Genomic DNA, 20809 nt, shown 5'->3' with positions numbered 1-20809 from the left:
AATTTTGCGATTGTGGGCACAGCAGATCTATGCATGAACACTAAGTTTCAAGGCAGCTTGGGTGAAGGCTTTGGCCCAACCCTGCGGTCAACCGGACGCTGCACGATAAACCACGCAACGCCGGTGACCTCCAAGGTTCGCCGTGGGCGCGGCACTTTCTGAACACTTTTAGCCAAATCAGCCTCTAGCCCTCGTTTAACAAAGGCATACCTCTACGAATAATATAGCAACCAACTTCTGCAGGCTGGCTACCGCGATGTGTTGCCACCCACCCGGTAAGTCAACTCAGCGCGGCAGACTCAACCCACGCGGCGCGGGTGTCAGGCTTGGCTGTGCAGGCGCATCTCCGCCGCGCGTGCGTGGGCTTGCAGGCCTTCGCCGTGGGCGAGCACCGAGGCAATCTGGCCCAAGATCTGGGCACCGGCTTCGCTGACCTCGATCAGGCTGCTGCGTTTTTGGAAGTCGTAGACCCCCAGCGGTGACGAGAAGCGTGCGGTGCCGCTGGTGGGCAACACGTGGTTCGGCCCGGCGCAGTAGTCGCCCAGGCTCTCAGACGTGAATGCACCCAAAAAGATGGCGCCTGCGTGTTTGAGCAGCGGCTCCCAGCGGTGTGGGTCGCGGCTGGAGACTTCCAGGTGTTCCGGCGCAATGCGGTTGGCAATATCGCAGGCTTCTTCCATGCTGCGCGTGAGGATCAGCGCGCCGCGGTCGTTGAGCGACTTGGCAATGATCTCGCGCCGGGGCATCTCGGGCAGCAGCTTGGTGATGCTGGCCTGCACTTGTTCGATGTAAGACGCGTCGGGGCACAACAAAATGCTCTGCGCCAGTTCGTCGTGTTCGGCCTGGCTGAACAGGTCCATCGCCACCCAGTCGGGCGGTGTGCTGCCATCGGCCAGCACCAGGATTTCACTCGGGCCGGCGATCATGTCGATGCCGACCACGCCAAACACGCGCTTTTTGGCGCTGGCCACATAGGCGTTGCCGGGGCCGGTGATCTTGTCTACTTTGGGCACTGTGGCGGTGCCGTAAGCCAACGCTGCCACGGCTTGCGCGCCGCCGATGGTGAAGGCGCGTGTGACACCCGCCACATAAGCGGCGGCCAACACCAGGGCATTTTTTTCACCCTTGGGCGTGGGCACCACCATGATGATTTCGCCCACACCGGCCACATGCGCGGGGATGGCGTTCATCAACACACTGCTCGGGTAGGCGGCCTTGCCGCCCGGCACGTAGATGCCGACGCGGTCCAGCGGGGTGACCTTCTGACCCAAGAGCGTGCCGTCGTCGTCGCGGTAACTCCAGCTCTCGCCACTGGCCTTTTTTTGCGCCTCGTGGTAGCTGCGCACACGTTTGGCGGCAGATTCGAGTGCGCTGCGTTGCAGATCGGGCAAAGCCTCAAAGGCGGCCTTGAGTTCGGCCTGGGTCAGCTCCAGCTCGGCCATGGTGGCGGCTTGCAGTCCGTCAAAACGGGTGGTGTAGTCAAGCACAGCGGCATCACCACGCGCCTGCACATCTGCCAGGATGTCGGCCACACGGTGCTCGATGCCCGCGTCTGTCTCGGCGGACCAATGTAAGCGGGCCTTGAAATCAGCCTCAAAAGAGCTGTCAGCGGTGGATAAACGGGCGGGGGTGGCTGTTGGGTTCATGGTGGCAAGCTTCGGGTTGGCTTGAGTTTAGCGGGGTGCTGGCTACCGGCTATGTCGCAGAGGGCAGCCTAGCGGAATCAAAACTTCAGGCGCTACGTAATAGATAGTCAATTTCACTTATTGGATAAGGGATAGAGGCCTATCTTATGCAGAGAATCTCAACACCTGCTCAGGCGGCGCGGCAGCCAGGAGAGCGAAGACGTGTTCATGGCATGTAGCCGGTGCGCAAAGCGTGTTCCCACTCGGGGCGGCCGCGTAACCTGGCCAGCTGGGCCATCGCCGCGTGGTCGTAGGGAACCGACAGCAGAGACACGCACCAGCCGTCTTTGCGTTGCTCCGCCAGAGCGTAACGCGCGTCGGGCGAGCCGGTCTCCACCACATGGGGCACCGGGTGGGTGTCGTCATAAGCCGGCAGACCCACACTGCCCGGATTCACCACGCGCTGCCCACGCCGGGTGTGCACCACACGCGCCACATGGGTGTGACCACAAGCCACCAGGGACGCGAGTTCGCCGCTCAGGCGGGTATCCACCTCGGCGGCGGTGGCCAGGCGGACAGCGCCCTTCTCCAGGGTTTCTAGAAAATATTCGACATCACTGCGCGGCGAGCCGTGGCACAGGAACACATCGGGTGTTAAACGAACGTTGGACGGCAAAGACCTGATCCAGTCCCACTCCGGCATGGTGAGTTGCGCGTGGGCGTAAGCGTCAGAAAGGCCCATCTGATCCGCGCTTTGGGTGAGCAACTGCCGCTCGTGGTTGCCCGCCACGCTCAGCCAACCCTGGGCCATCAGGAACTGGGCGGTTTCACGCGGCAACAGCGGGCCGGACAGGCTGTCACCCAGGTTCACCACCTGGTCCACACCCCGGCGGCGCAGGTCGGCGGTGACGGCTTCCAGAGCGGCGAGGTTGCCGTGGATGTCGGAGAGCAGGGCCAGGCGCATGGTGAGGTAGGGTTAAGTCGGCGCGTATTGCGGAGGCTAGCGGCTGTCCCACGGGTTGATCAGGGCCACGCCCAAACCCTCAAAGTGCTTGGTGTTTCGCGTCGCCAAGATGGCGTCGCGACTCAGGCAGATGGCCGCAATTTGTGCGTCGGCCATCGCCATACTTTGGCCGATGCGCTCACGCTCGGCCAGCATCACCGCGTAAACCGACGCTGCACCCAGATCAAAGCTCAGGATCTGCCCGGCAAAGTCCTGCTCCAGCATGGCCGACACCGCTTGTGCCAGCCGCTGCTTGCGCGCACCTTCTGGCAACCTGGCCACACCAAACAACAACTCGGCTGCCACCACCGAGTTCAGCCACAGGTCTTCGGGGGCTTGCGCATCCAGCCAGGCCAACACCGTCGGATCAGGCTTGGCGCGCATGACCTCTGACAGCACATTGGTGTCCAGAACAATCACGCGCTGTGGCCTTCCTCAAAACTGGCGAAACGCGGCAAGTCAGATCGATCAGGCAGCGGCAACGCTACGCCACCCATAGCAGCAAAGCGCGCATGAATGCGGCTACCCAGCCCACTGGGCCGGGCGTCCTGCGTCATGGCTTGACGCAAAATCGACCGCACCTCTTCCTCCATGGAGCGACCATGCGCAGCCGCCATCAGGCGCAACTTGTCTTTGATCTCGGGCTCAATGTTTCTCACCGTCAAGGTACTCATGGGCAAACTCCTCAGAGGCAAAAATGCCATCACTGACAGCAATGCTAGCAGATCAAACAAAAGTGCGCCATGAAAAGTGGCCATTGGCACCCACAGCACACACCTGGTGAGCCTGTTGCCACTGGCTGGGTGGCAGATGGGAGGGCCTGGACGTGGACGCTAGCAAATCGGGCAGGCGCCCACCCGTCGGACAGATCTGCGCAAGCCGCCGCCCCGTGTGGTCGGCTTGCCTACGTCAGAGACCGATCAAGCGATAGCCGACTCAAACGCGTCAATGATGTGGCGCATGGGCGCCTGCTTGAGCTTGAGCGCGGCCTGGTTGACCACCAGGCGTGAGCTGATGTCCATGATGTGTTCGACTTCAACCAGGTGGTTGGCCTTGAGGGTGTTGCCGGTGGACACCAGGTCCACAATCGCGTCGGCCATGCCCACCAGCGGCGCGAGTTCCATGCTGCCGTAGAGCTTGATCAGGTCAACGTGCACACCCTTGCTGGCGAAGAAGTCGCGCGCAATCGCCACGTATTTGGTGGCCACGGTCAGGCGTGAGCCTTTTTTGACCGCGCTTTTGTAGTCAAAGTCGGAGCGCACCGCCACGCTGATGCGGCATTTGGCAATCTGCAAATCCAGCGGCTGGTAGAGGCCCTGGCTGCCGTGCTCCAGCAGCGTGTCTTTGCCGGTGATGCCCATGTCGGCGCCGCCGTACTGCACGTAGGTGGGCACGTCGGTGGCGCGCACCACCAGCACCCGCACATCGGGCTGGTTGGTGGTGAGGATGAGTTTGCGCGAGGTGTCCGGGTCTTCCAGCACCTCAATGCCAGCGGCTTTGAGCAGCGGCAGGGTTTCTTCAAAGATCCGGCCCTTGGACAGTGCAATAGTGATCATTTTGGCCTCTAGCCCTTATTTAATAAGGGAGGGTAGCTATATAAATTAATGGATAACTGGCTATTTGACACGCTCAATGTCGGCACCGAGTGCGCGCAACTTTTCTTCCATCTGGTCGTAACCGCGGTCCAGGTGGTAGATGCGGTCCACCAGCGTCTCACCTTGCGCCACCAGACCGGCAATCACCAAGCTGGCCGAAGCGCGCAGGTCGGTCGCCATCACGGTGGCGCCAGACAGTTGTGGCACACCTTCCACCAAAGCGATCTTGCCGTCAATCTGGATGTTGGCGCCCAGGCGCACCAGTTCGTTGACGTGCATGAAACGGTTCTCAAAAATCGTCTCGGTGACCTTGGCGGTGCCTTGCGCCACGCAGTTGAGCGCCATGAACTGCGCCTGCATGTCAGTCGGGAAACCCGGGTACTCGGTGGTGCGGAAACTCTGCGCCTTGAGCTGGGCCGCGCCGCTGGACTGGACACGAATGCCGTCAGCCTCGGCAGTGACGCTCACGCCCGCTTCGCGCAGTTTTTCGACCACGGCCTCCAGGTGGTCGATGCGGGCGTGGCGCGCCAGCACATCGCCGCCAGCGGCAGCCACCGCACACAAAAAGGTACCGGCTTCGATGCGGTCCGACACCACCTGGTGGGTGCAGCCGTGCAATTTGTCCACGCCCTGGATGCGGATGCGACTGGTGCCGTGGCCTTCGATCTTGGCGCCCATCTTGATCAGCATCTCGGCCAGATCGGGAATCTCGGGCTCTTGCGCGGCGTTTTCCAGAATGGTTTCACCTTCGGCCAGGCAGGCGGCCATCAGGAAGTTTTCGGTGCCGGTCACCGTCACCATGTCGGTGGTGATGCGCGCGCCTTTGAGGCGGGTGCGGCCTGCGGGCAACTTGGCGACCATGTAGCCGTGTTCGACCACAATCTCGGAGCCCATCGCGGTCAGGCCCTTGATGTGCTGGTCCACCGGCCGCGAGCCGATGGCACAGCCACCGGGCAGCGACACTTTGGCGTGGCCAAACCGCGCCAGCAGCGGCCCCAGGGCCAGCACCGAGGCGCGCATGGTTTTCACGAGTTCGTAAGGGGCTTCGGGGCGGATCGGGTCAGCGGCATGGAAACCCATGCCGCCGCGCTCCCCAAAGGTCTCGGTTTTGACACCCATGTGCTCGAGCAGGGTGCGCATGGTGGCCACGTCTTTGAGGCGCGGCACGTTGTGCAGGATGACTGGCTCGTTGGTGAGCAGCGCGGCGCACAGTTCGGGCAGGGCGGCGTTTTTGGCGCCGGAGATGGTGACCTCACCCAACAGCGGGCGGCCACCACGAATCAGAAGTTTGTCCATGTCATTGGGCGCGTTGGGTGGCCCATTCGGCCGGGGTGAAAGCCTTGATCGACAAGGCGTGCACCTCGTCGGTCTTCATGCGGTCGCCCAGCGTGGCGTAGACGCGCTGGTGGCGGGCAATGGCGCGTTTGCCGTCAAACTCAGCAGAGACGATGGTGGCGAACCAGTGGCGGCCATCACCTTCGAGTTCAATGTGCTCACAGGGCAGGTGGGCGGCAATCAGGGCTTTGAGTTGGTCAGCAGTCATATACAAACAGGTTGACGGGGCAGCCCATGGGCGCACTCCCCCGCAGTTAAAACATCAGGAACGAATCCGGTAGCCGATGCGCAGCAGGTACGCCGCCGCCGCACTGACCACCAGCAGCGTGACGCCGACCACCCCCAGGCTGAGCCAGGGCGAGACGTCGCTCACACCAAAAAAACCGTAGCGAAAGCCGTCAATCATGTAGAAAAACGGGTTGAGGTGGCTCACCTTCTGCCAGAACGGCGGCAGCGAATGGATGGAGTAAAACACCCCGCTCAAAAAGGTCATGGGCATCACGATGAAGTTCTGGAACGCGGCCAGCTGCTCGAACTTTTCTGAATGCAGACCGGCGATCAGGCCCAAAGCGCCCATCAAGGTGGCGCCCATCAGCGCAAACACCACAATCCAGACCGGGGCGACAAAGCTGAACTCGGTGAAAAAGGCCGACACAGCAAAGACACAAACCGCCACCACCAGCCCGCGAAACACCGAAGCGCCCACATAGGCCACAAACCAGTGCCAGGACGACAAGGGCGTGAGCAGCAAAAACACCAGATTGCCCATCACCTTGCTGGCGATCAGCGAGGACGAGCTGTTGGCAAACGCGTTTTGCAGCAGGCTCATCATGGCCAGGCCCGGCACCAGAAAGGCGGTGTAACTGACCTGGTCATAGACCTTGACGTGTGATTCAAGCGCATGGCCAAAAATCAGCAGGTACAGCATGGCGGTGAGCACCGGACCACCCACGGTCTGGCCCACCACGCGCCAAAAGCGCATGACCTCCTTGTAAAACAGCATCTGCCAGCCGGTCATGCGCTCACCTGTTGGTCGGTTGGATCGATGCGGGCATGCTGCTTCATGACTTGCAGAAACACGTCTTCCAGGTCGGCACGGCGGATTTCGATGTCGTGCAGTTCCAGCCCGGCCTCGCGGGCGGCGGCCAGGTAGCGCTCAATCGCCAGCGCGTCCGTGGCCGGGTATTGAACGACTCGGCCGGTGATGCGGGCGCCGGTCTTCAAGGACGGCGGCAATTCACTGTCTATCTTGAACTGCAGCACATTGCCGGAGGCGGCCTTGAGCAGCGCACTGGTGCTGTCCAGCGCCACCACGCGCCCCTGCTTGAGCATGGCGATGCGGCCACACAGCGCCTCGGCTTCCTCCAGGTAGTGGGTGGTGAGCAACACCGTGCTGCCTTGTTTGTTGAGCTTGGCAATGAAGGCCCACAGCGTCTGGCGCAGCTCCACATCCACCCCGGCGGTGGGTTCATCCAGCACAATCACCGGCGGCTTGTGCACCAGCGCCAGCCCCACCAGCACACGGCGCTTCATACCGCCCGAAAGGGCGCGCATGTTGACGTGGGCTTTTTCGGTGAGGCCCAAGCTCTCCAGCAGCTCGTCAATCCAGGCGTCGTTGTGTTTGACGCCAAAGTAGCCCGACTGGAAGCGCAGTGCCTCGCGCACATTGAAAAACGGGTCAAACACCAGCTCTTGCGGCACCACACCGAGCTTGCGCCGCGCCGCGGCAAAGTCGGTTTGCACATCGCTGCCGAGCACAGACACGCGCCCGGATGTGGCTTTGGCCAGCCCGGCCAGAATGGTGATCAGCGTGGTTTTGCCTGCGCCGTTGGGGCCCAGCAGACCAAAAAACTCACCCGGCTCAATGTCCAGACTGACGTTATCCAGCGCCAGAAACGTGCCGCTCTGCGGGTTGCGGGGAGACGGGTAAGCTTTGGAGACTGACTGGAAGGAGATGGCGGGCATGGGGCCGCTATTTTAGGGCTGCGCTGCCGACATGGTCCGGCAGCAACTCGGCGATGCCATACAGGCGCGCCAGGTCGGCCAGCCGCTGCGGCAGACAGGTCACGGCAAAGGTTTTGCCCAAGCCCAGCGCCTGGCGCCGCAACGAGAGCAACACGGCCAAGGCCGCCGAATCAAATCGGCCCAGGCCCGACGCACTCACCACCACACCGGCGGGCTCGGCCGGCAAGACCGCCCCCAGGTCCAGCAGGCAGGCGCTGGCGGTGGTGTGCGTCAGTTGGGGTGGCAGTTGCAGCACGGCTAACCCTTGTTGGATTTGGCGTCGCCTGCCGCGTTGGACTTGTTGCGCTCGGTCAGCGTGGCAATCAGGCCATCAATGCCTTTGGCATTGATCTCCTGAGAAAACTGGCTGCGGTAGGTGTCCACCAGCCACACCCCCAGCACGTTGAAGTTGTAGACCTTCCAGCCCGCGCCAACGCCAGGGGTCTTGACGAGTCGGTAATCCAGCTGGACCGGGTCACCGCGGCCTTTGATCAGCGTGCGCACGATCACTTCCTTGTCTTCCGGCGCAGAACGCATCGGCTTGATGCTGAACGACAGGTTCTTGACCTGGCTCATGGCGCCAGAGTAGGTGCGCAACAAGAGGGTTTTGAACTCGGCTTGCAGCCGGGCGCGCTGCTCCGGGGTGGCCTGCCGCCAAGCGGGGCCCACCGCCGACGACGTCATGCGCTGGAAGTCGACATGCGGCATCACTTTCTGGTCAACCAGCTCCTTGATGCGAGCCAAGTCACCGGCCTGCACCGCCTTGTCGGACTGGATGATGTCGATGGCTTCTTGGGTCAGGCGACCAATCAGCGCATCGGGCGCCTCGTCAGCCGCTTGGGCCAGGGGGCTGGCGAGGCCCAGGCCGACCAGACTCAGGAAGGGCAAACACTGCAATAAAGAACGTCGTTTCATCATCACTCCTTCCGGAAATTCAAGGGTTGGCATTGTCGTTCGGCGCTGGCGGTTCCTCTTCCATCGGCGGATTGCCGTCATGGACCAGGCTGAGCCGACGTTGCAAAAACGCGTCGCGCGTGAAGGTGTAGGGATCCAGCGCCACCTCGTCGAGCATTTTGCCGGCCTCGAGCAGCTGCGCCCGACGGCTGACCAGACCCAGCGCCGTGGCCGAGTTGCGGGTGGCGGTGTCGTCCACCGCTGACAGGGCATTGCCGCTCATGTCCACTGGCAGCGCAGCCGTGTCACGCAGTGTGGACGGGCCCAGCAAGGGCAGCACCACATAGGGGCCCGCGCCAACGCCCCAATGGCCCAGGGTCTGGCCAAAATCTTCAGGGAAGCGTTCAATGCGCATCTCGGAGGCTATGTCAATCAGGCCACCCAGACCGAACACCGTGTTCACACCAAAACGCACGATGCTGTTGCCCGCCCCCTCCCCCTTGAGCTGCAAGGTGTTGTTGACGAATGACCAGAGGTCTTGCAGGTTGCTGAAGAAGTTGCTGACACCGGTGCGCACCGGTGAGGGCAAGACATCGCGGTAAGCGATAGCGACTGGCTTGACCACCGCGCGGTCCACGGCGTCGTTGAAACCATACACACCGCGGTTGAACGGCTCCAGCGGGTCGCGCGAGTTGGCATTCGGGCCGGTGGCGCAAGCGCTGAGCACCAACGCGGCGGTCAATACGGCCGCCCGGGTGGCAACACGGCGATAGCCCTGGGTGATGTTGTTTGGGTTCATGCGGGAGGCTCTCATCTACTTGTCCGATTCGGGGGCGGCGGGTTCAGCCGCCTTGCTGTACAAAAACTGGCTGATGAGGTTTTCCAGCACCACCGCGGACTGGGTGCTGGAAATGACATCACCGGCGGCCAGGTTCTGGTCGTCGGCCCCGGCTTCAATGCCCAGATACTGGTCCCCCAGCAAACCGCTGGTCAGGATCTTGAGCGAACTGTCTTTGGGGAACACGTAGCGGTTTTCCAGCGCCAGCGTCACCCTGGCCTGGAACGATTTGTCGTCAAAGGCAATGTCTTCCACGCGGCCCACCACCACGCCAGCGCTTTTGACGGCTGCCTTGGGCTTGAGGCCACCGATGTTGTCAAACTTGGCGGTGACCGCATAGGTTTTCTGGAAGTTCAGGCTCAGCAGATTGGCCGACTGCAGCGCCAGAAACAGGATGGCGACCGCACCCAGCAGCACAAACAGGCCCACCCAGAGATCATTTTTGGAGCGTTGCATTCAAATCCCTTCTAAATGGTTGAGGACAGAGCTGGCTCGCTTCGCGTAGCTGCGGTCTGTCCCGCAAGTTCTCACGATGTCGAGGACAGAGCAAGCGACTTTCGGTCGGGGCGCATGCATGTCGCTTTGGTCTGTCCCGCAAAGTCTCATATTGTGAACATCATGGCGGTCAGGATGAAGTCCAGACCCAGCACGGTCAGCGAGGCCATCACCACGGTGCGCGTGGTGGCCTTGGCCACCCCTTCAGGCGTGGCCTGCGCGTTGTAACCCTGCAACAGCGCGATGAAGGTCACCGCCACGCCAAACACAAAACTCTTGACCACCCCGTTGCCCAAATCCTGAAAGACGTCCACACCGCCCTGAATCTGGCTCCAGAACGCGCCGCCGTCCACACCGATCATCAGCACCCCAACCACCCAGCCACCGATCACACCGGTGGCACTGAACATGGCAGCCAGCAGCGGCATGGTGATCACACCCGCCCAGAAGCGCGGCGCCAGCACCCGCTGGATCGGGTCCACCGCCATCATTTCCATCACGCTGATCTGCTCGCCAGCCTTCATCAGCCCGATTTCTGCGGTGAGTGAGGTACCGGCCCGCCCGGCAAACAGCAGGGCCGATACCACCGGCCCCAGTTCGCGCAGCAGGCTCAGCGTCACCATCAAGCCTAGCGACTCGGCCGAGCCATAGCGTTTCAAAACGTAATAGCCTTGCAACCCAAAGACAAAGCCGACAAACAGCCCGGCCACCGTGATGATCGGCAGCGAGTAATTACCCAAAAAGTGAATCTGATCGCGCACCAGACCGTTGCGCTTGAGCGCGTAGCCCACCGTACCCAGCAGCCGGCCAAACAACCGGGCGGCATACCCCATGGCGTCCAGGTGCCTGCGCACCGCAAAACCCAGGTCTTTGGGCTGGTACCAGCTCATGGCCTCACCTCGGCGGCAAAGTCCTGCGCCAGGCTGGGGCCGGGGTAGTGGAAGTGCACCGGGCCTTCCGGCAAGGCGTTGACAAATTGGTGCACCAGCGGCTCGGTGCTGTGGCGCACCTCATCGGGCGTGCCTTGGGTGGCAATCTTGCCGTTGGCCAGAATGATGACCTGGTCGGCAATGGCAAACGTCTGTTCCAGGTCATGGCTGACAAAAATGCTGGTCAGACCCATGGCGTCGTTGAGTTCACGGATCAGCGTGGCCGCCGTGCCCAGAGAGATCGGGTCCAGCCCGGCAAAAGGTTCGTCGTACATCACCAGCTCGGGGTCCAGCGCCACGGCCCGGGCCATGGCCACGCGCCGCGCCATGCCTCCTGACAAATCGCTGGGCATCAGGTCGCGTGCGCCGCGCAGACCCACCGCATTGAGTTTCATCAGCACGATGTCACGGATCAGCGCTTCGGGCAGATCGGTGTGCTCGCGCAGCGGAAACGCCACGTTTTCATACACATTCAAATCGGCAAACAGCGCCCCAAACTGGAACAGCATGCCCATGCGCCGCCGCGCCACATACAGCTCGGGCTGGGTCATGGGGGTGACGTCCTGGCCGTCAAACAGGGTCTGGCCGCGTTGCGCCCTGATCTGCCCGCCAATCAGCCGCAGCACCGTGGTTTTGCCCCCGCCGGATGCCCCCATCAGCGCCGTGACCTTGCCGCGCGGGATGGTCAGCGACACGTCGTCCAGAATCAAGCGCTCACCGTAGCCAAAGCTCAGGTGGTGCATTTCAACTAGCGGTTTGACAGGGTTTGTGGGCATGAATAGAAAAAGGGTTCGGGAAAACCCGAACCCGCGATGATAAGGGACTGGGCGACTTTTACCGTGGCAGGTCGCTAAAGCCCATCAAGAACTCGTCCACCGAGCGCGCCGCCTGACGGCCTTCGCGAATGGCCCACACCACCAAGCTCTGGCCGCGGCGCACGTCGCCCGCTGCGAAAACCTTGGGCACGTTGGTGACATAACCACCAATGAAGTCGGTACTGGCCTTGGCGTTACCACGCGCGTCTTTCTCGATGCCAAACGCATCCAGCACGGTGGCCACCGGGTTCACAAAGCCCATGGCCAGCAGCACCAGGTCGGCCTGGTAGGTCTTCTCGGTGCCTGGGATCTCGACCATCTTGCCGTCCTTGAGCTCAATGTGCACGGTCTTCAGGCCGGTGAGTTTGCCCTTCTCACCGATGAATTCCTTGGTGGAGATGGCGAACTCGCGCACACAACCTTCATCGTGGCTGGAGCTGGTGCGCAGCTTCATCGGCCAATACGGCCAGGTCAGCGGGCGGTTTTCTTCCACCGGCGGCTGCGGCATGACTTCAAACTGGGTCACGCTGGCAGCCCCGTGGCGGTTGCTGGTGCCCACGCAGTCGCTGCCGGTGTCGCCACCGCCAATCACGATGACGTGTTTGCCGTCGGCACGCAGCTGGTTTTTCAGCTTGTCGCCAGCGTTGACCTTGTTTTGCTGAGGCAAAAACTCCATGGCAAAGTGCACACCGTCCAGGTCACGACCGGGCACCGGCAGATCACGCGACTGCTCGGCGCCGCCGGTCAGGATGATGGCGTCAAACTCGGCTTTCAACTGCTCGGGCGACACGGTGTCCTTGGCCCAGTTGGTAACTTTGCTGCCCTTGGGCAGGCTGCCTACCAGCACGCCGGTGCGGATGGTCACGCCCTCGGCCTTGAGCTGCTCGACACGGCGGTCGATGTGGCTCTTTTCCATCTTGAAGTCCGGAATGCCGTAACGCAGCAAACCACCGACACGGTCGTTCTTCTCGAACAAGGTCACATCATGGCCGACGCGCGCCAGCTGTTGCGCCGCTGCCATGCCGGCCGGGCCAGAGCCGACCACGGCCACCTTTTTGCCGGTCTTGTGCTTGGGCGGCATGGGTTTGACCCAGCCTTCCGCCCAGGCGCGGTCGATGATGGCGTGTTCGATCGACTTGATGCCCACCGCGTCATCGTTGACATTGAGCACACAAGCCGCTTCACAGGGCGCCGGGCAGATGCGCCCGGTGAACTCGGGGAAGTTGTTGGTGCTGTGCAAGACGTCGATGGCGTTTTGCCAGTCGGCACGGTAAACCAGATCGTTGAAGTCCGGAATGATGTTGTTGACCGGGCAGCCGCTGTTGCAAAACGGTGTGCCACAGTCCATGCAGCGCGCCGACTGCCGGGCAGCCTGCTGGTCATCGAGCCCGACCACAAACTCCTTGAAGTGCTTCAAACGCTCGGGCACGGGCTTGTAGCCCTCTTCGATGCGCTCGTATTCCATGAAACCGGTGACTTTTCCCATGATATTTTTCCTGAAACTGTTTCAGTCTAGACTTTGGATGCTTCTTTTTTGTGCGCTGCCTGGGCCAGCTCTGCCAGGGCTTGAGCACCCTTTTTGGCATGCATTTCACCCAGGGCCCGTTTGTATTCCAGGGGGAACACCTTGACGAATTTCTGGCGGCTGGTGTCCCAGTTGTCGAGCAACTCGCGGGCGCGTTTGCTGCCGGTCCAGCGGTTGTGGTCTTCCAGCAACTTCTTCAACTGCACCTCATCGGCCAGGCCGCCGTGCCAGAGTTTCTCGTTGACGCTGGCCTGTTGCTCAGACACGCTCAGCACCTTTTCCAGCGTCACCATGGCGGTGTTGCAGCGCTTGGCAAACTGGCCGTCTTCATCAAAAACATAGGCAATGCCGCCGCTCATGCCGGCCGCAAAGTTGCGCCCGGTCTTGCCCAGCACGGCCACGGTGCCGCCGGTCATGTATTCGCAACCGTGGTCGCCAGTGCCTTCAACAACAGCCGTGGCACCTGACAAACGCACCGCAAAGCGTTCACCGGCAACACCGCTGAAGAAGGCCTCGCCACTGGTGGCGCCAAACATCACGGTGTTGCCCACGATGGTATTTTTGGTGGCGTCACCGCGGAAGTCGATGCTGGGGCGCACCACCACCCGGCCGCCAGAGAGGCCCTTGCCGGTGTAGTCGTTGGCGTCGCCAATCAGGTACAAAGTGACGCCCTTGCACAAAAACGCGCCAAACGACTGGCCGCCGGTGCCTTCCAGCTGGATGCGGATGGTGTCGTCCGGCAGGCCTTCGGGGTGCACCTTGGTCACCGCGCCCGAGAGCATGGCGCCCACCGAGCGATTCACATTGCGCGCCACCTCGATGAACTTCACGCGCTCGCCCTTGTCGATGGCCGCGCGGGACTTGGCGATCAGCACGTTGTCCAGCGCCTTCTCCAGACCGTGTTCCTGGTCTTCGATGTGGAACTTGGGCACATCTGCCGCGACGTTGGGCATGGCAAACAGGCGGCTGAAGTCCAGCCCGCTGGCTTTCCAGTGATCCAGCCCTGAGCGCATGTCCAGCAGGTCGGCGCGACCAATCATGTCGTCGAACTTGCGGATACCCAGCTGCGCCATGATCTGACGCGCTTCTTCGGCGATGAAGAAGAAGTAGTTCACCACATGCTCGGGCTTGCCCGAAAACTTCTGGCGCAGCACCGGGTCTTGGGTGGCGACCCCCACCGGGCAGGTGTTGAGGTGGCACTTGCGCATCATGATGCAGCCCTCCACCACCAGCGGTGCGGTGGCAAAACCGAACTCGTCGGCACCCAGCAAAGCGCCAATCACCACGTCACGGCCGGTTTTCATCTGACCGTCGGTCTGCACCCGGATGCGGCTGCGCAGGCGGTTGAGCACCAGGATCTGCTGGGTTTCGGCCAGACCGATTTCCCACGGGCTGCCGCAATGTTTGATGGACGACCAGGGTGAGGCACCGGTACCGCCGTCGTGCCCGGCAATCACCACATGGTCAGCCTTGCACTTGGCCACACCGGCAGCGATGGTGCCGACACCGATTTCAGACACCAGCTTGACGGAAATCGAGCTGTGCGGCGCCACGTTTTTCAGATCGTGGATCAGCTGCGCCAAGTCTTCAATCGAGTAGATGTCGTGGTGCGGCGGCGGCGAAATCAGGCCGACACCGGGCACCGAGTAGCGCAGCTTGCCGATGTACTCAGACACCTTGCCGCCAGGCAGTTGCCCGCCCTCGCCCGGCTTGGCACCTTGGGCCATCTTGATCTGGATCTGGTCGGCGCTGTGCAGGTATTCCGCCGTCACGCCAAAGCGGCCCGAAGCCACCTGCTTGATGCGGCTGCGCAACGAGTCGCCGTCTTGCAGCGGCATGTCGACCTCAACCACGTCGGCACCAATCACGCTCTTCAAGGTGTCGCCGAGTTTGATCGGGATGCCTTTGAGCTCGTTGCGATAACGCGCCGGGTCTTCGCCGCCCTCGCCGGTGTTGCTCTTGCCGCCAATGCGGTTCATGGCCACGGCCAGCGTGGCGTGGGCCTCGGTGGAGATGGAGCCCAGCGACATGGCGCCGGTGGCAAAACGCTTGACGATTTCTTTGGCGGGCTCCACTTCGTCGATCGGGATCGCCTTGCTCGGGTCGATCTTGAACTCGAACAGGCCACGCAGCGTCATGTGGCGCTTGCTCTGGTCGTTGATCAACTGGGCGTATTCCTTGTAGGTGTTCCAGTTGTTGGCCCGGGTGCTGTGTTGCAACTTGGCAATCGCATCGGGCGTCCACATGTGTTCTTCACCTCGGGCACGCCAGGCGTATTCACCACCAGCATCCAGGCGGTTGGCCAGCACCGGATCGGGACCAAACGCTTCCTTGTGGCGGCGAATGGCTTCCTCGGCGATCTCGAACACACTGATGCCTTCGACCCGGCTCGGTGTGCCGGTGAAGTACTTCTCGACCGTGGCGGTCGACAGGCCGATGACCTCAAACAGCTGCGCGCCGCAGTAGCTCATGTAGGTGGAGACACCCATCTTGGACATGATCTTGGACAGGCCCTTGCCCACTGCCTTGACGTAGTTGTAGATGGCTTTGTCCGCACTCAGGTCACCCGGCAGGTCTTTGCAGATGCTGGCCAGGGTTTCCATCGCCAGGTAGGGGTGAACCGCTTCGGCACCGTAACCGGCCAACACACCAAAGTGGTGGACCTCACGGGCCGAGCCCGTTTCCACGACCAGACCGGCGGTGGTACGCAGGCCTTCACGCACCAGGTGCTGGTGGATCGCGGACAGCGCGAGAACCGCCGGAATCGCCACCTGGGTGGCGTTCATGGCGCGGTCGCTGATGATCAGGATGTTGTGGCCGCCCTTGATGGCGTCCACCGCTTCGGCGCACAGCGAGGCCAACTTGGCTTCCACGCCTTCACGGCCCCACGCCAGCGGGTAGGTGATGTCCAGGGTGTAGCTGCGGAACTTGCCCTGGGTGTGGGTAGCGATGTCGCGCAGCTTGGCCATGTCGGCAAAGTCCAGCACCGGCTGGCTGACTTCCAGGCGCAGCGGCGGGTTGACCTGGTTGATGTCGAGCAGGTTGGGCTTGGGGCCAATGAAGGACACCAGACTCATCACAATCGCTTCGCGGATCGGGTCGATCGGCGGGTTGGTCACCTGGGCAAACAACTGCTTGAAGTAGTTGTAGAGCGGCTTGTTTTTGTCACTCAGCACAGCCAGCGGGCTGTCGTTGCCCATCGAGCCAATGGCTTCTTCACCATTGGCAGCCATCGGGGCGATCAGGAACTTGATGTCTTCCTGGGTGAAGCCAAAGGCCTGCTGGCGATCCAGCAAGGTGCTGTTGGATTCATTGGCGCTGGCAGGTTCGCTGCCGCCGGGCACGTCGCTCAGGCGAATGCGCAGGTTCTCGATCCATTGTTTGTAGGGTTTGCTGTTGGCTAGGCTGGACTTGAGTTCTTCGTCCTCCACCATGCGACCTTGTTCCAGGTCGATCATGAACATCTTGCCGGGCTGCAGGCGCCACTTGCGCACAATCTTGTTTTCCGGGAACGGCAGCACGCCAGACTCTGAGGCCATGACGACCAGATCGTCTTCGGTGATGCAGTAACGCGACGGGCGCAAACCGTTGCGGTCCAGCGTGGCGCCAATCTGACGGCCATCGGTGAACACAATGCTGGCCGGGCCGTCCCAGGGCTCCAGCATGGCGGCGTGGTATTCATAGAAGGCACGGCGGCGTTCGTCCATGCCGGTGTTTTGCTCCCAGGGTTCAGGGATCATCATCATCACCGCCTGGCTGATCGGGTAACCGGCCATGGTGAGCAACTCCAGGCAGTTGTCAAAGGTGGCGGTGTCGCTCTGGCTGGCAAAGCTGATCGGGTAGAGCTTTTTGAGGTCGTCACCGAGTACCGGAGAGCTCATCACGCCTTCGCGGGCTTTCATCCAGTTGTAGTTCCCCTTGACGGTGTTGATTTCACCGTTGTGCGCCACATAGCGGTACGGGTGGGCCAGCGGCCACTCGGGGAAGGTGTTGGTGGAAAAGCGTTGGTGCACCAGGCCCAGGGCGGAGACACAACGCGGGTCCTGCAGGTCCAGGTAATAGGTGCCCACTTGGTCAGCCAGCAGCAGCCCCTTGTAGATCACCGTGCGGCTGGACATGCTGGGTACGTAATACTCTTTGCTGTGTTTGAGCTTGAGCGCCTGAATATGCGCGCTGGCGGTCTTGCGGATCACATACAGCTTGCGCTCCAACGAATCCTGCACGATCACATCGGCGCCACGGCCAATGAAGATCTGGCGCAGGATGGGTTCTTTTTTACGCACATTGGGCGACATCGGCATGTCACGGTTGACCGGCACATCGCGCCAGCCGAGCAAGACCTGGCCCTCGGCCTTGACCGCACGCTCCAGCTCCTGCTCACAGGCCAGACGCGAGGCATGTTCTTTTGGCAAAAACACCATCCCCACACCGTACTCACCGGGTGGCGGCAGGATCACACCCTGGGCGGCCATTTCTTCACGGTACAAGGCATCAGGCAGCTGGATCAGGATACCGGCGCCGTCACCCATCAACTTGTCCGCGCCCACCGCGCCCCGGTGATCGAGGTTTTCAAGAATTTTCAGGGCGTTCTTGACAATGTCGTGCGACTTGGTGCCCTTGATATGGGCCACAAAACCCACACCGCAGGCATCGTGCTCCTGGGCGGAAGAATACAAACCATGGTCCTGGAGATGCTGGATCTCGGCTGCCGTCGTCATGGGGCGCGCTCCTAAAAATATCAAAAGAGGTGAACTCTACCGCAATGCAACACCCATGCCAAAGGAATTAATTGGGGTCAGATTCCAATTATTTTCATTCTTGAGATATCAACTATTATTTAGGGACAGATTAATTTGATAGCGAAGAAGGCTTAATTTATAATGCCTGCTGGCTTATAGGTGATGTCAATCGCGCGTCAAAACAGGTCGCCCGGCTTGGGCTTTACTGACGCGCCGCTCGGTACGCTTTTGTAAATTAACGACAAAATCCGGATCGCCCAGCGCCCAGCCGCGCAACGTGGCATCGGTCAGGGACGCTTGTTGCACCGGGTTGATGCCCGCTCGCACCAATTCTGCATAGGCCGCCTCGCGGGCGAACGGCGTGTTGCCCAGCTCCCAAAACAGCGCATGGGGTTTGATCAGTCGGTCGGTTCGCAGCCCAAGATAGTGCGCATGGCTGGACCAGGGATAGTCTTGTGGTTGCGCCACCAACCCCGCACGCACCGGATTGAGGTCGATATAGGCCATGCAGGCCAGCAAATAACGCTCGGACTGGATCACGGTGGATTTGTACCGCCCCTCCCACAGCGTGCCGGTGCGTTGCTGGGCGGCATTGAAGTGGCGCACATACCGCCGCCCCACCGCCTGCATCATTTTGGGCAGACCATCGGCCGTGCTGGGGGTGGCCAGCAGGTGGATATGGTTGTCCATCAGCACATAGGCGTGGATCAGCACCTCCAACTGGGCGGCGTACTCCACCAGCAAATCCAGCAGAAACTGGCGATCAGCCGCGCTGGCAAAGATGGCCTGGCGGTTGTTGCCGCGTTGGATGACGTGGTGCGGGTAACCCGGCAGCGTCAGGCGTGGCAGGCGCGCCATACAAATCGCAAAAGCAACGCCGACCGGTTACTGCGGTGCCTTGACAACGCGCACCTTGCCGCCGGTGGTGACAATGATCACCGCATCGCCGGGCACCAGCGTTTCACTGCCCTTGGCCTGCACAATGGCACGGCGCTCACCACCCTTGAGCTGGATCAGCAGCTCATTGGCATTTTCACGGGTGGACATGCGCTCGATGGTGTTGCCCGCCACCGCGCCCGCCACCCCGACCAGCAGACCAATGACCTGGCTCTCGGCACCGCCGGCACCGCGGCTGGCGCCTGCCACCGCACCGGTCACACCACCCACGGCCGCACCAACACCACTCTGGCTGCCATCGACCGTGACGCTGCGAATCGACAACAACACGCCGTCTTGAACCTGTGACATGCGTTGCGCGTCACCGCGCTGGATCACGTCCGGGCTGCTGGTAGAACACGCGGCCAAAGCCACGACCAACGCAGCTGACAAACCCATCTTCATGAAAGTTTTCATGGCCTTCTCCTTCAAATCAAGACAACCGGCGACATATCACGCCTCGCTCACACCTGCCACATTGTCCGGCAGCGATGTAAAGCGGGTATGAAGCAGGGACAGCAGCCCAAATTCGGCCAGCAAAGCGCGCAGGCGCTCGGCGCTGGTGCGTTTTTTTTGGCCGGTGTAGCGGGCGATGATGAGTTCGTTTTTCATACTGTGCTCCCAGCCCACCAGCTCGGTCACCGTCACCTGGTAACCACACGCCTCCAGGTACAGGCAGCGCAACACATTGGTGATCTGGCTACCCATCTCGCGGGTGTGAATCGGGTGGCGCCACAGTTCTGACAGCGGTGTGCGCGACAACGACAACGCCTTGTGCTGGCTCAACACTCGCGCCACCTCGGCCTGACAACACGGCACCAGCACCATCACCCGTGCCTGTTTCTGCAAACCAAAAGCAATGGCGTCATCGGTGGCGCTGTCGCAGGCATGCAGGGCTGTCACCACGTCGATGTGATCCGGCAGGCGGGCGGACTGCGCCGACTCCGCCACCGTCAGATTGATGAACGACATGCGCTCAAACCCCAGCCGCGCCGCCAATTCGGTTGACTTTTGCACCAACTCGGGGCGCGACTCGATGCCGTAGATGCGGCCGTTCGGGCGTTGCCTGAAAAACAGGTCGTACAGGATGAAGCCCAGATACGACTTGCCCGCCCCGTGGTCGGCCAAGGTGATGCCGCTTGGCACCGGCCCGGCAGCGCCCGGCTTGGCCGTGGCCCGGGAGGTGTCAGGCTGACGCGTTGGTGCATCCAGCAGCTCCAGCAACAGCTTTTCAATGAACTGGTACAGGTGGTACACCTGCTTGAGCTTGCGCCGTGAGTCCTGGTTGAGCTTGCCTTCGCGGGTCAGAATGTGCAGCTCTTTGAGCAGCTCAATCGACTGGCCGGGGCGCAACTCCTGCGCCAGCGGGTTTGTTGCCGTGCCGCTTGCCCCTTGGGCAGCGCCCAAAGGCGTGGCCGGGTGGCGGGCTTTTTTGGAAGGGCGGGGAAGATCAGTTTTTGGCGGGGTCATGGCGGGATGATGCCACGTCAGGCGCAGTGGAAACCGGGCAGCCATTGGCCTGAGCGCTGCTGGGCCCCACCTGCAGCGCCTGCCAGCCCGCCACGCCCAGCGTCTGCAGCGTCTGCATGTTGGTCTCAAAAATGGCCTCGGGGTTGGGGAACGCCGCCACCGCGCGGTCGATGCTGTCCTCGCGCAGCAGGTGCAAGGTGGGGTAGGGCGAGCGGTTGGTGAAATTGGTGATGTCGTCGTCCAAGGTTCCTGCAAACTGATATTGGGGGTGCAACGAGGCGATTTGCAGCACGCCGTCGAGTTCCAGGTCCATCAGCGCCTGATCGGCCTGGTCCAGAAAATCATTGAAGTCGAGGAAATCCTGCAGCCAGTCGGGCACGATGAAAAGCGTTGTGTCCCGCGTTTTGGCATCCAGCGCGGCGAGCGCTTTCAGCTCATCCACCAGATCGCTCAGCAAGGCCTCGTCGTCCGTGGCGCGGCTCACCGCGTAGTGCACCTGGCCTTTGACGTGCACACTTTTGGCAAACGGGCACAAATTCAGCCCGATCACAGCGCGCTCTAGCCAGCCCACCGTATCGGCCACCACGGTTTGGTCATCGTTCATCA

The 20809-nt window shown here is 61.6% G+C and carries 21 protein-coding genes; all 21 read right to left on the bottom strand.

Features of this window, described 5'->3' with window-relative positions; all coding sequences use genetic code 11:
* Window positions 1-320 precede the first annotated feature (320 nt).
* On the bottom strand, window positions 321-1646 hold the full coding sequence (gene hisD / locus LHU53_RS02770; protein WP_227330552.1) for a histidinol dehydrogenase: 1326 nt from the start codon (window positions 1644-1646) through the stop codon (window positions 321-323).
* 205 nt (window positions 1647-1851) lie between these two features.
* The gene (locus LHU53_RS02765; protein ID WP_227330551.1) at window positions 1852-2589 is read right to left on the bottom strand and encodes a metallophosphoesterase; all 738 of its coding nucleotides are present in this window, start codon (window positions 2587-2589) and stop codon (window positions 1852-1854) included.
* Between the two features lie 36 nt (window positions 2590-2625).
* Window positions 2626-3048: a type II toxin-antitoxin system VapC family toxin gene (locus tag LHU53_RS02760; protein ID WP_227330550.1), complete on the bottom strand. Its 423-nt coding sequence runs from the start codon at window positions 3046-3048 to the stop codon at window positions 2626-2628.
* Window positions 3045-3302 carry an Arc family DNA-binding protein gene (locus LHU53_RS02755; protein WP_227330549.1) on the bottom strand — a complete coding sequence of 86 codons (258 nt, stop codon included), beginning with the start codon at window positions 3300-3302 and terminating at the stop codon, window positions 3045-3047. The genes LHU53_RS02760 and LHU53_RS02755 overlap by 4 nt, the downstream gene beginning before the upstream one ends.
* A 246-nt stretch (window positions 3303-3548) precedes the next feature.
* Entirely contained in the window at window positions 3549-4184 is a 636-nt protein-coding gene (gene hisG, locus LHU53_RS02750) for an ATP phosphoribosyltransferase (protein WP_227330548.1), read from the bottom strand.
* Between the two features lie 60 nt (window positions 4185-4244).
* Window positions 4245-5519, bottom strand: a complete 1275-nt coding sequence (gene murA, locus LHU53_RS02745) for a UDP-N-acetylglucosamine 1-carboxyvinyltransferase (RefSeq protein WP_227330547.1) — start codon at window positions 5517-5519, stop codon at window positions 4245-4247.
* Between the two features lies 1 nt (window position 5520).
* On the bottom strand, window positions 5521-5766 hold the full coding sequence (locus LHU53_RS02740; RefSeq protein WP_227330546.1) for a BolA family protein: 246 nt from the start codon (window positions 5764-5766) through the stop codon (window positions 5521-5523).
* 54 nt (window positions 5767-5820) lie between these two features.
* Window positions 5821-6576 carry an ABC transporter permease gene (locus LHU53_RS02735; RefSeq protein ID WP_227330545.1) on the bottom strand — a complete coding sequence of 252 codons (756 nt, stop codon included), beginning with the start codon at window positions 6574-6576 and terminating at the stop codon, window positions 5821-5823.
* A complete protein-coding gene (locus LHU53_RS02730; protein WP_227330544.1) occupies window positions 6573-7523 on the bottom strand; it encodes an ABC transporter ATP-binding protein in 951 nt (316 codons plus the stop codon). Before LHU53_RS02730 ends, LHU53_RS02735 begins: the two co-directional genes overlap by 4 nt.
* Window positions 7524-7530: 7 nt before the next feature.
* The gene (locus LHU53_RS02725; RefSeq protein WP_227330543.1) at window positions 7531-7818 is read right to left on the bottom strand and encodes an STAS domain-containing protein; all 288 of its coding nucleotides are present in this window, start codon (window positions 7816-7818) and stop codon (window positions 7531-7533) included.
* A gap of 2 nt (window positions 7819-7820) precedes the next feature.
* On the bottom strand, window positions 7821-8480 hold the full coding sequence (locus tag LHU53_RS02720) for a phospholipid-binding protein MlaC (RefSeq protein ID WP_227330542.1): 660 nt from the start codon (window positions 8478-8480) through the stop codon (window positions 7821-7823).
* A gap of 16 nt (window positions 8481-8496) precedes the next feature.
* The gene (locus tag LHU53_RS02715) at window positions 8497-9255 is read right to left on the bottom strand and encodes a VacJ family lipoprotein (protein WP_227330541.1); all 759 of its coding nucleotides are present in this window, start codon (window positions 9253-9255) and stop codon (window positions 8497-8499) included.
* Window positions 9256-9270: 15 nt separating this feature from the next.
* Entirely contained in the window at window positions 9271-9750 is a 480-nt protein-coding gene (gene mlaD / locus LHU53_RS02710) for an outer membrane lipid asymmetry maintenance protein MlaD (RefSeq protein WP_227330540.1), read from the bottom strand.
* 146 nt (window positions 9751-9896) lie between these two features.
* Entirely contained in the window at window positions 9897-10679 is a 783-nt protein-coding gene (gene mlaE, locus LHU53_RS02705; protein WP_227330539.1) for a lipid asymmetry maintenance ABC transporter permease subunit MlaE, read from the bottom strand.
* Window positions 10676-11494, bottom strand: coding sequence for an ABC transporter ATP-binding protein (locus LHU53_RS02700; protein WP_227330538.1), 819 nt, complete (start codon window positions 11492-11494; stop codon window positions 10676-10678). Before LHU53_RS02700 ends, mlaE begins: the two co-directional genes overlap by 4 nt.
* Before the next feature lie 58 nt (window positions 11495-11552).
* Window positions 11553-13019, bottom strand: a complete 1467-nt coding sequence (locus tag LHU53_RS02695; protein ID WP_227330537.1) for a glutamate synthase subunit beta — start codon at window positions 13017-13019, stop codon at window positions 11553-11555.
* Between the two features lie 26 nt (window positions 13020-13045).
* The gene (locus LHU53_RS02690) at window positions 13046-17776 is read right to left on the bottom strand and encodes a glutamate synthase-related protein (RefSeq protein WP_227330536.1); all 4731 of its coding nucleotides are present in this window, start codon (window positions 17774-17776) and stop codon (window positions 13046-13048) included.
* A 186-nt stretch (window positions 17777-17962) separates the two neighbouring features.
* The gene (locus tag LHU53_RS02685; RefSeq protein WP_227330535.1) at window positions 17963-18655 is read right to left on the bottom strand and encodes a transposase; all 693 of its coding nucleotides are present in this window, start codon (window positions 18653-18655) and stop codon (window positions 17963-17965) included.
* 27 nt (window positions 18656-18682) lie between these two features.
* Complete coding sequence (locus tag LHU53_RS02680; protein ID WP_227330534.1) at window positions 18683-19150, bottom strand: hypothetical protein; 468 nt, start codon at window positions 19148-19150, stop codon at window positions 18683-18685.
* Between the two features lie 36 nt (window positions 19151-19186).
* Window positions 19187-20203: an SAM-dependent methyltransferase gene (locus LHU53_RS02675; protein ID WP_227330533.1), complete on the bottom strand. Its 1017-nt coding sequence runs from the start codon at window positions 20201-20203 to the stop codon at window positions 19187-19189.
* On the bottom strand, window positions 20184-20807 hold the full coding sequence (locus tag LHU53_RS02670; protein WP_227330532.1) for a DUF1415 domain-containing protein: 624 nt from the start codon (window positions 20805-20807) through the stop codon (window positions 20184-20186). Before LHU53_RS02670 ends, LHU53_RS02675 begins: the two co-directional genes overlap by 20 nt.
* Between the last annotated feature and the right edge of the window lie 2 nt (window positions 20808-20809).

The sequence above is a fragment of the Rhodoferax sp. U2-2l genome, assembly GCF_020594515.1.
Lineage (GTDB): Bacteria > Pseudomonadota > Gammaproteobacteria > Burkholderiales > Burkholderiaceae_C > Rhodoferax.
The sequence above is the reverse complement of the archived record's forward strand: the minus strand, read 5'-3'. Positions and strand labels throughout refer to the sequence as shown.

What these genes read in the sequence shown, in the direction of transcription:
- LHU53_RS02680 (WP_227330534.1), bottom strand. Translation starts at nt 19,150, where the DNA reads ATGAAAACTTTCATGAAGATGGGTTTGTCAGCTGCGTTGGTCGTGGCT.
- LHU53_RS02690 (WP_227330536.1), bottom strand. Translation starts at nt 17,776, where the DNA reads ATGACGACGGCAGCCGAGATCCAGCATCTCCAGGACCATGGTTTGTAT.
- mlaD (WP_227330540.1), bottom strand. Translation starts at nt 9,750, where the DNA reads ATGCAACGCTCCAAAAATGATCTCTGGGTGGGCCTGTTTGTGCTGCTG.
- LHU53_RS02700 (WP_227330538.1), bottom strand. Translation starts at nt 11,494, where the DNA reads ATGCCCACAAACCCTGTCAAACCGCTAGTTGAAATGCACCACCTGAGC.
- LHU53_RS02685 (WP_227330535.1), bottom strand. Translation starts at nt 18,655, where the DNA reads ATGGCGCGCCTGCCACGCCTGACGCTGCCGGGTTACCCGCACCACGTC.
- LHU53_RS02735 (WP_227330545.1), bottom strand. Translation starts at nt 6,576, where the DNA reads ATGACCGGCTGGCAGATGCTGTTTTACAAGGAGGTCATGCGCTTTTGG.
- LHU53_RS02695 (WP_227330537.1), bottom strand. Translation starts at nt 13,019, where the DNA reads ATGGGAAAAGTCACCGGTTTCATGGAATACGAGCGCATCGAAGAGGGC.
- LHU53_RS02675 (WP_227330533.1), bottom strand. Translation starts at nt 20,203, where the DNA reads ATGACCCCGCCAAAAACTGATCTTCCCCGCCCTTCCAAAAAAGCCCGC.
- LHU53_RS02755 (WP_227330549.1), bottom strand. Translation starts at nt 3,302, where the DNA reads ATGAGTACCTTGACGGTGAGAAACATTGAGCCCGAGATCAAAGACAAG.
- hisD (WP_227330552.1), bottom strand. Translation starts at nt 1,646, where the DNA reads ATGAACCCAACAGCCACCCCCGCCCGTTTATCCACCGCTGACAGCTCT.
- LHU53_RS02720 (WP_227330542.1), bottom strand. Translation starts at nt 8,480, where the DNA reads ATGATGAAACGACGTTCTTTATTGCAGTGTTTGCCCTTCCTGAGTCTG.
- LHU53_RS02715 (WP_227330541.1), bottom strand. Translation starts at nt 9,255, where the DNA reads ATGAACCCAAACAACATCACCCAGGGCTATCGCCGTGTTGCCACCCGG.
- hisG (WP_227330548.1), bottom strand. Translation starts at nt 4,184, where the DNA reads ATGATCACTATTGCACTGTCCAAGGGCCGGATCTTTGAAGAAACCCTG.
- LHU53_RS02670 (WP_227330532.1), bottom strand. Translation starts at nt 20,807, where the DNA reads ATGAACGATGACCAAACCGTGGTGGCCGATACGGTGGGCTGGCTAGAG.
- LHU53_RS02730 (WP_227330544.1), bottom strand. Translation starts at nt 7,523, where the DNA reads ATGCCCGCCATCTCCTTCCAGTCAGTCTCCAAAGCTTACCCGTCTCCC.
- mlaE (WP_227330539.1), bottom strand. Translation starts at nt 10,679, where the DNA reads ATGAGCTGGTACCAGCCCAAAGACCTGGGTTTTGCGGTGCGCAGGCAC.
- murA (WP_227330547.1), bottom strand. Translation starts at nt 5,519, where the DNA reads ATGGACAAACTTCTGATTCGTGGTGGCCGCCCGCTGTTGGGTGAGGTC.
- LHU53_RS02765 (WP_227330551.1), bottom strand. Translation starts at nt 2,589, where the DNA reads ATGCGCCTGGCCCTGCTCTCCGACATCCACGGCAACCTCGCCGCTCTG.
- LHU53_RS02740 (WP_227330546.1), bottom strand. Translation starts at nt 5,766, where the DNA reads ATGACTGCTGACCAACTCAAAGCCCTGATTGCCGCCCACCTGCCCTGT.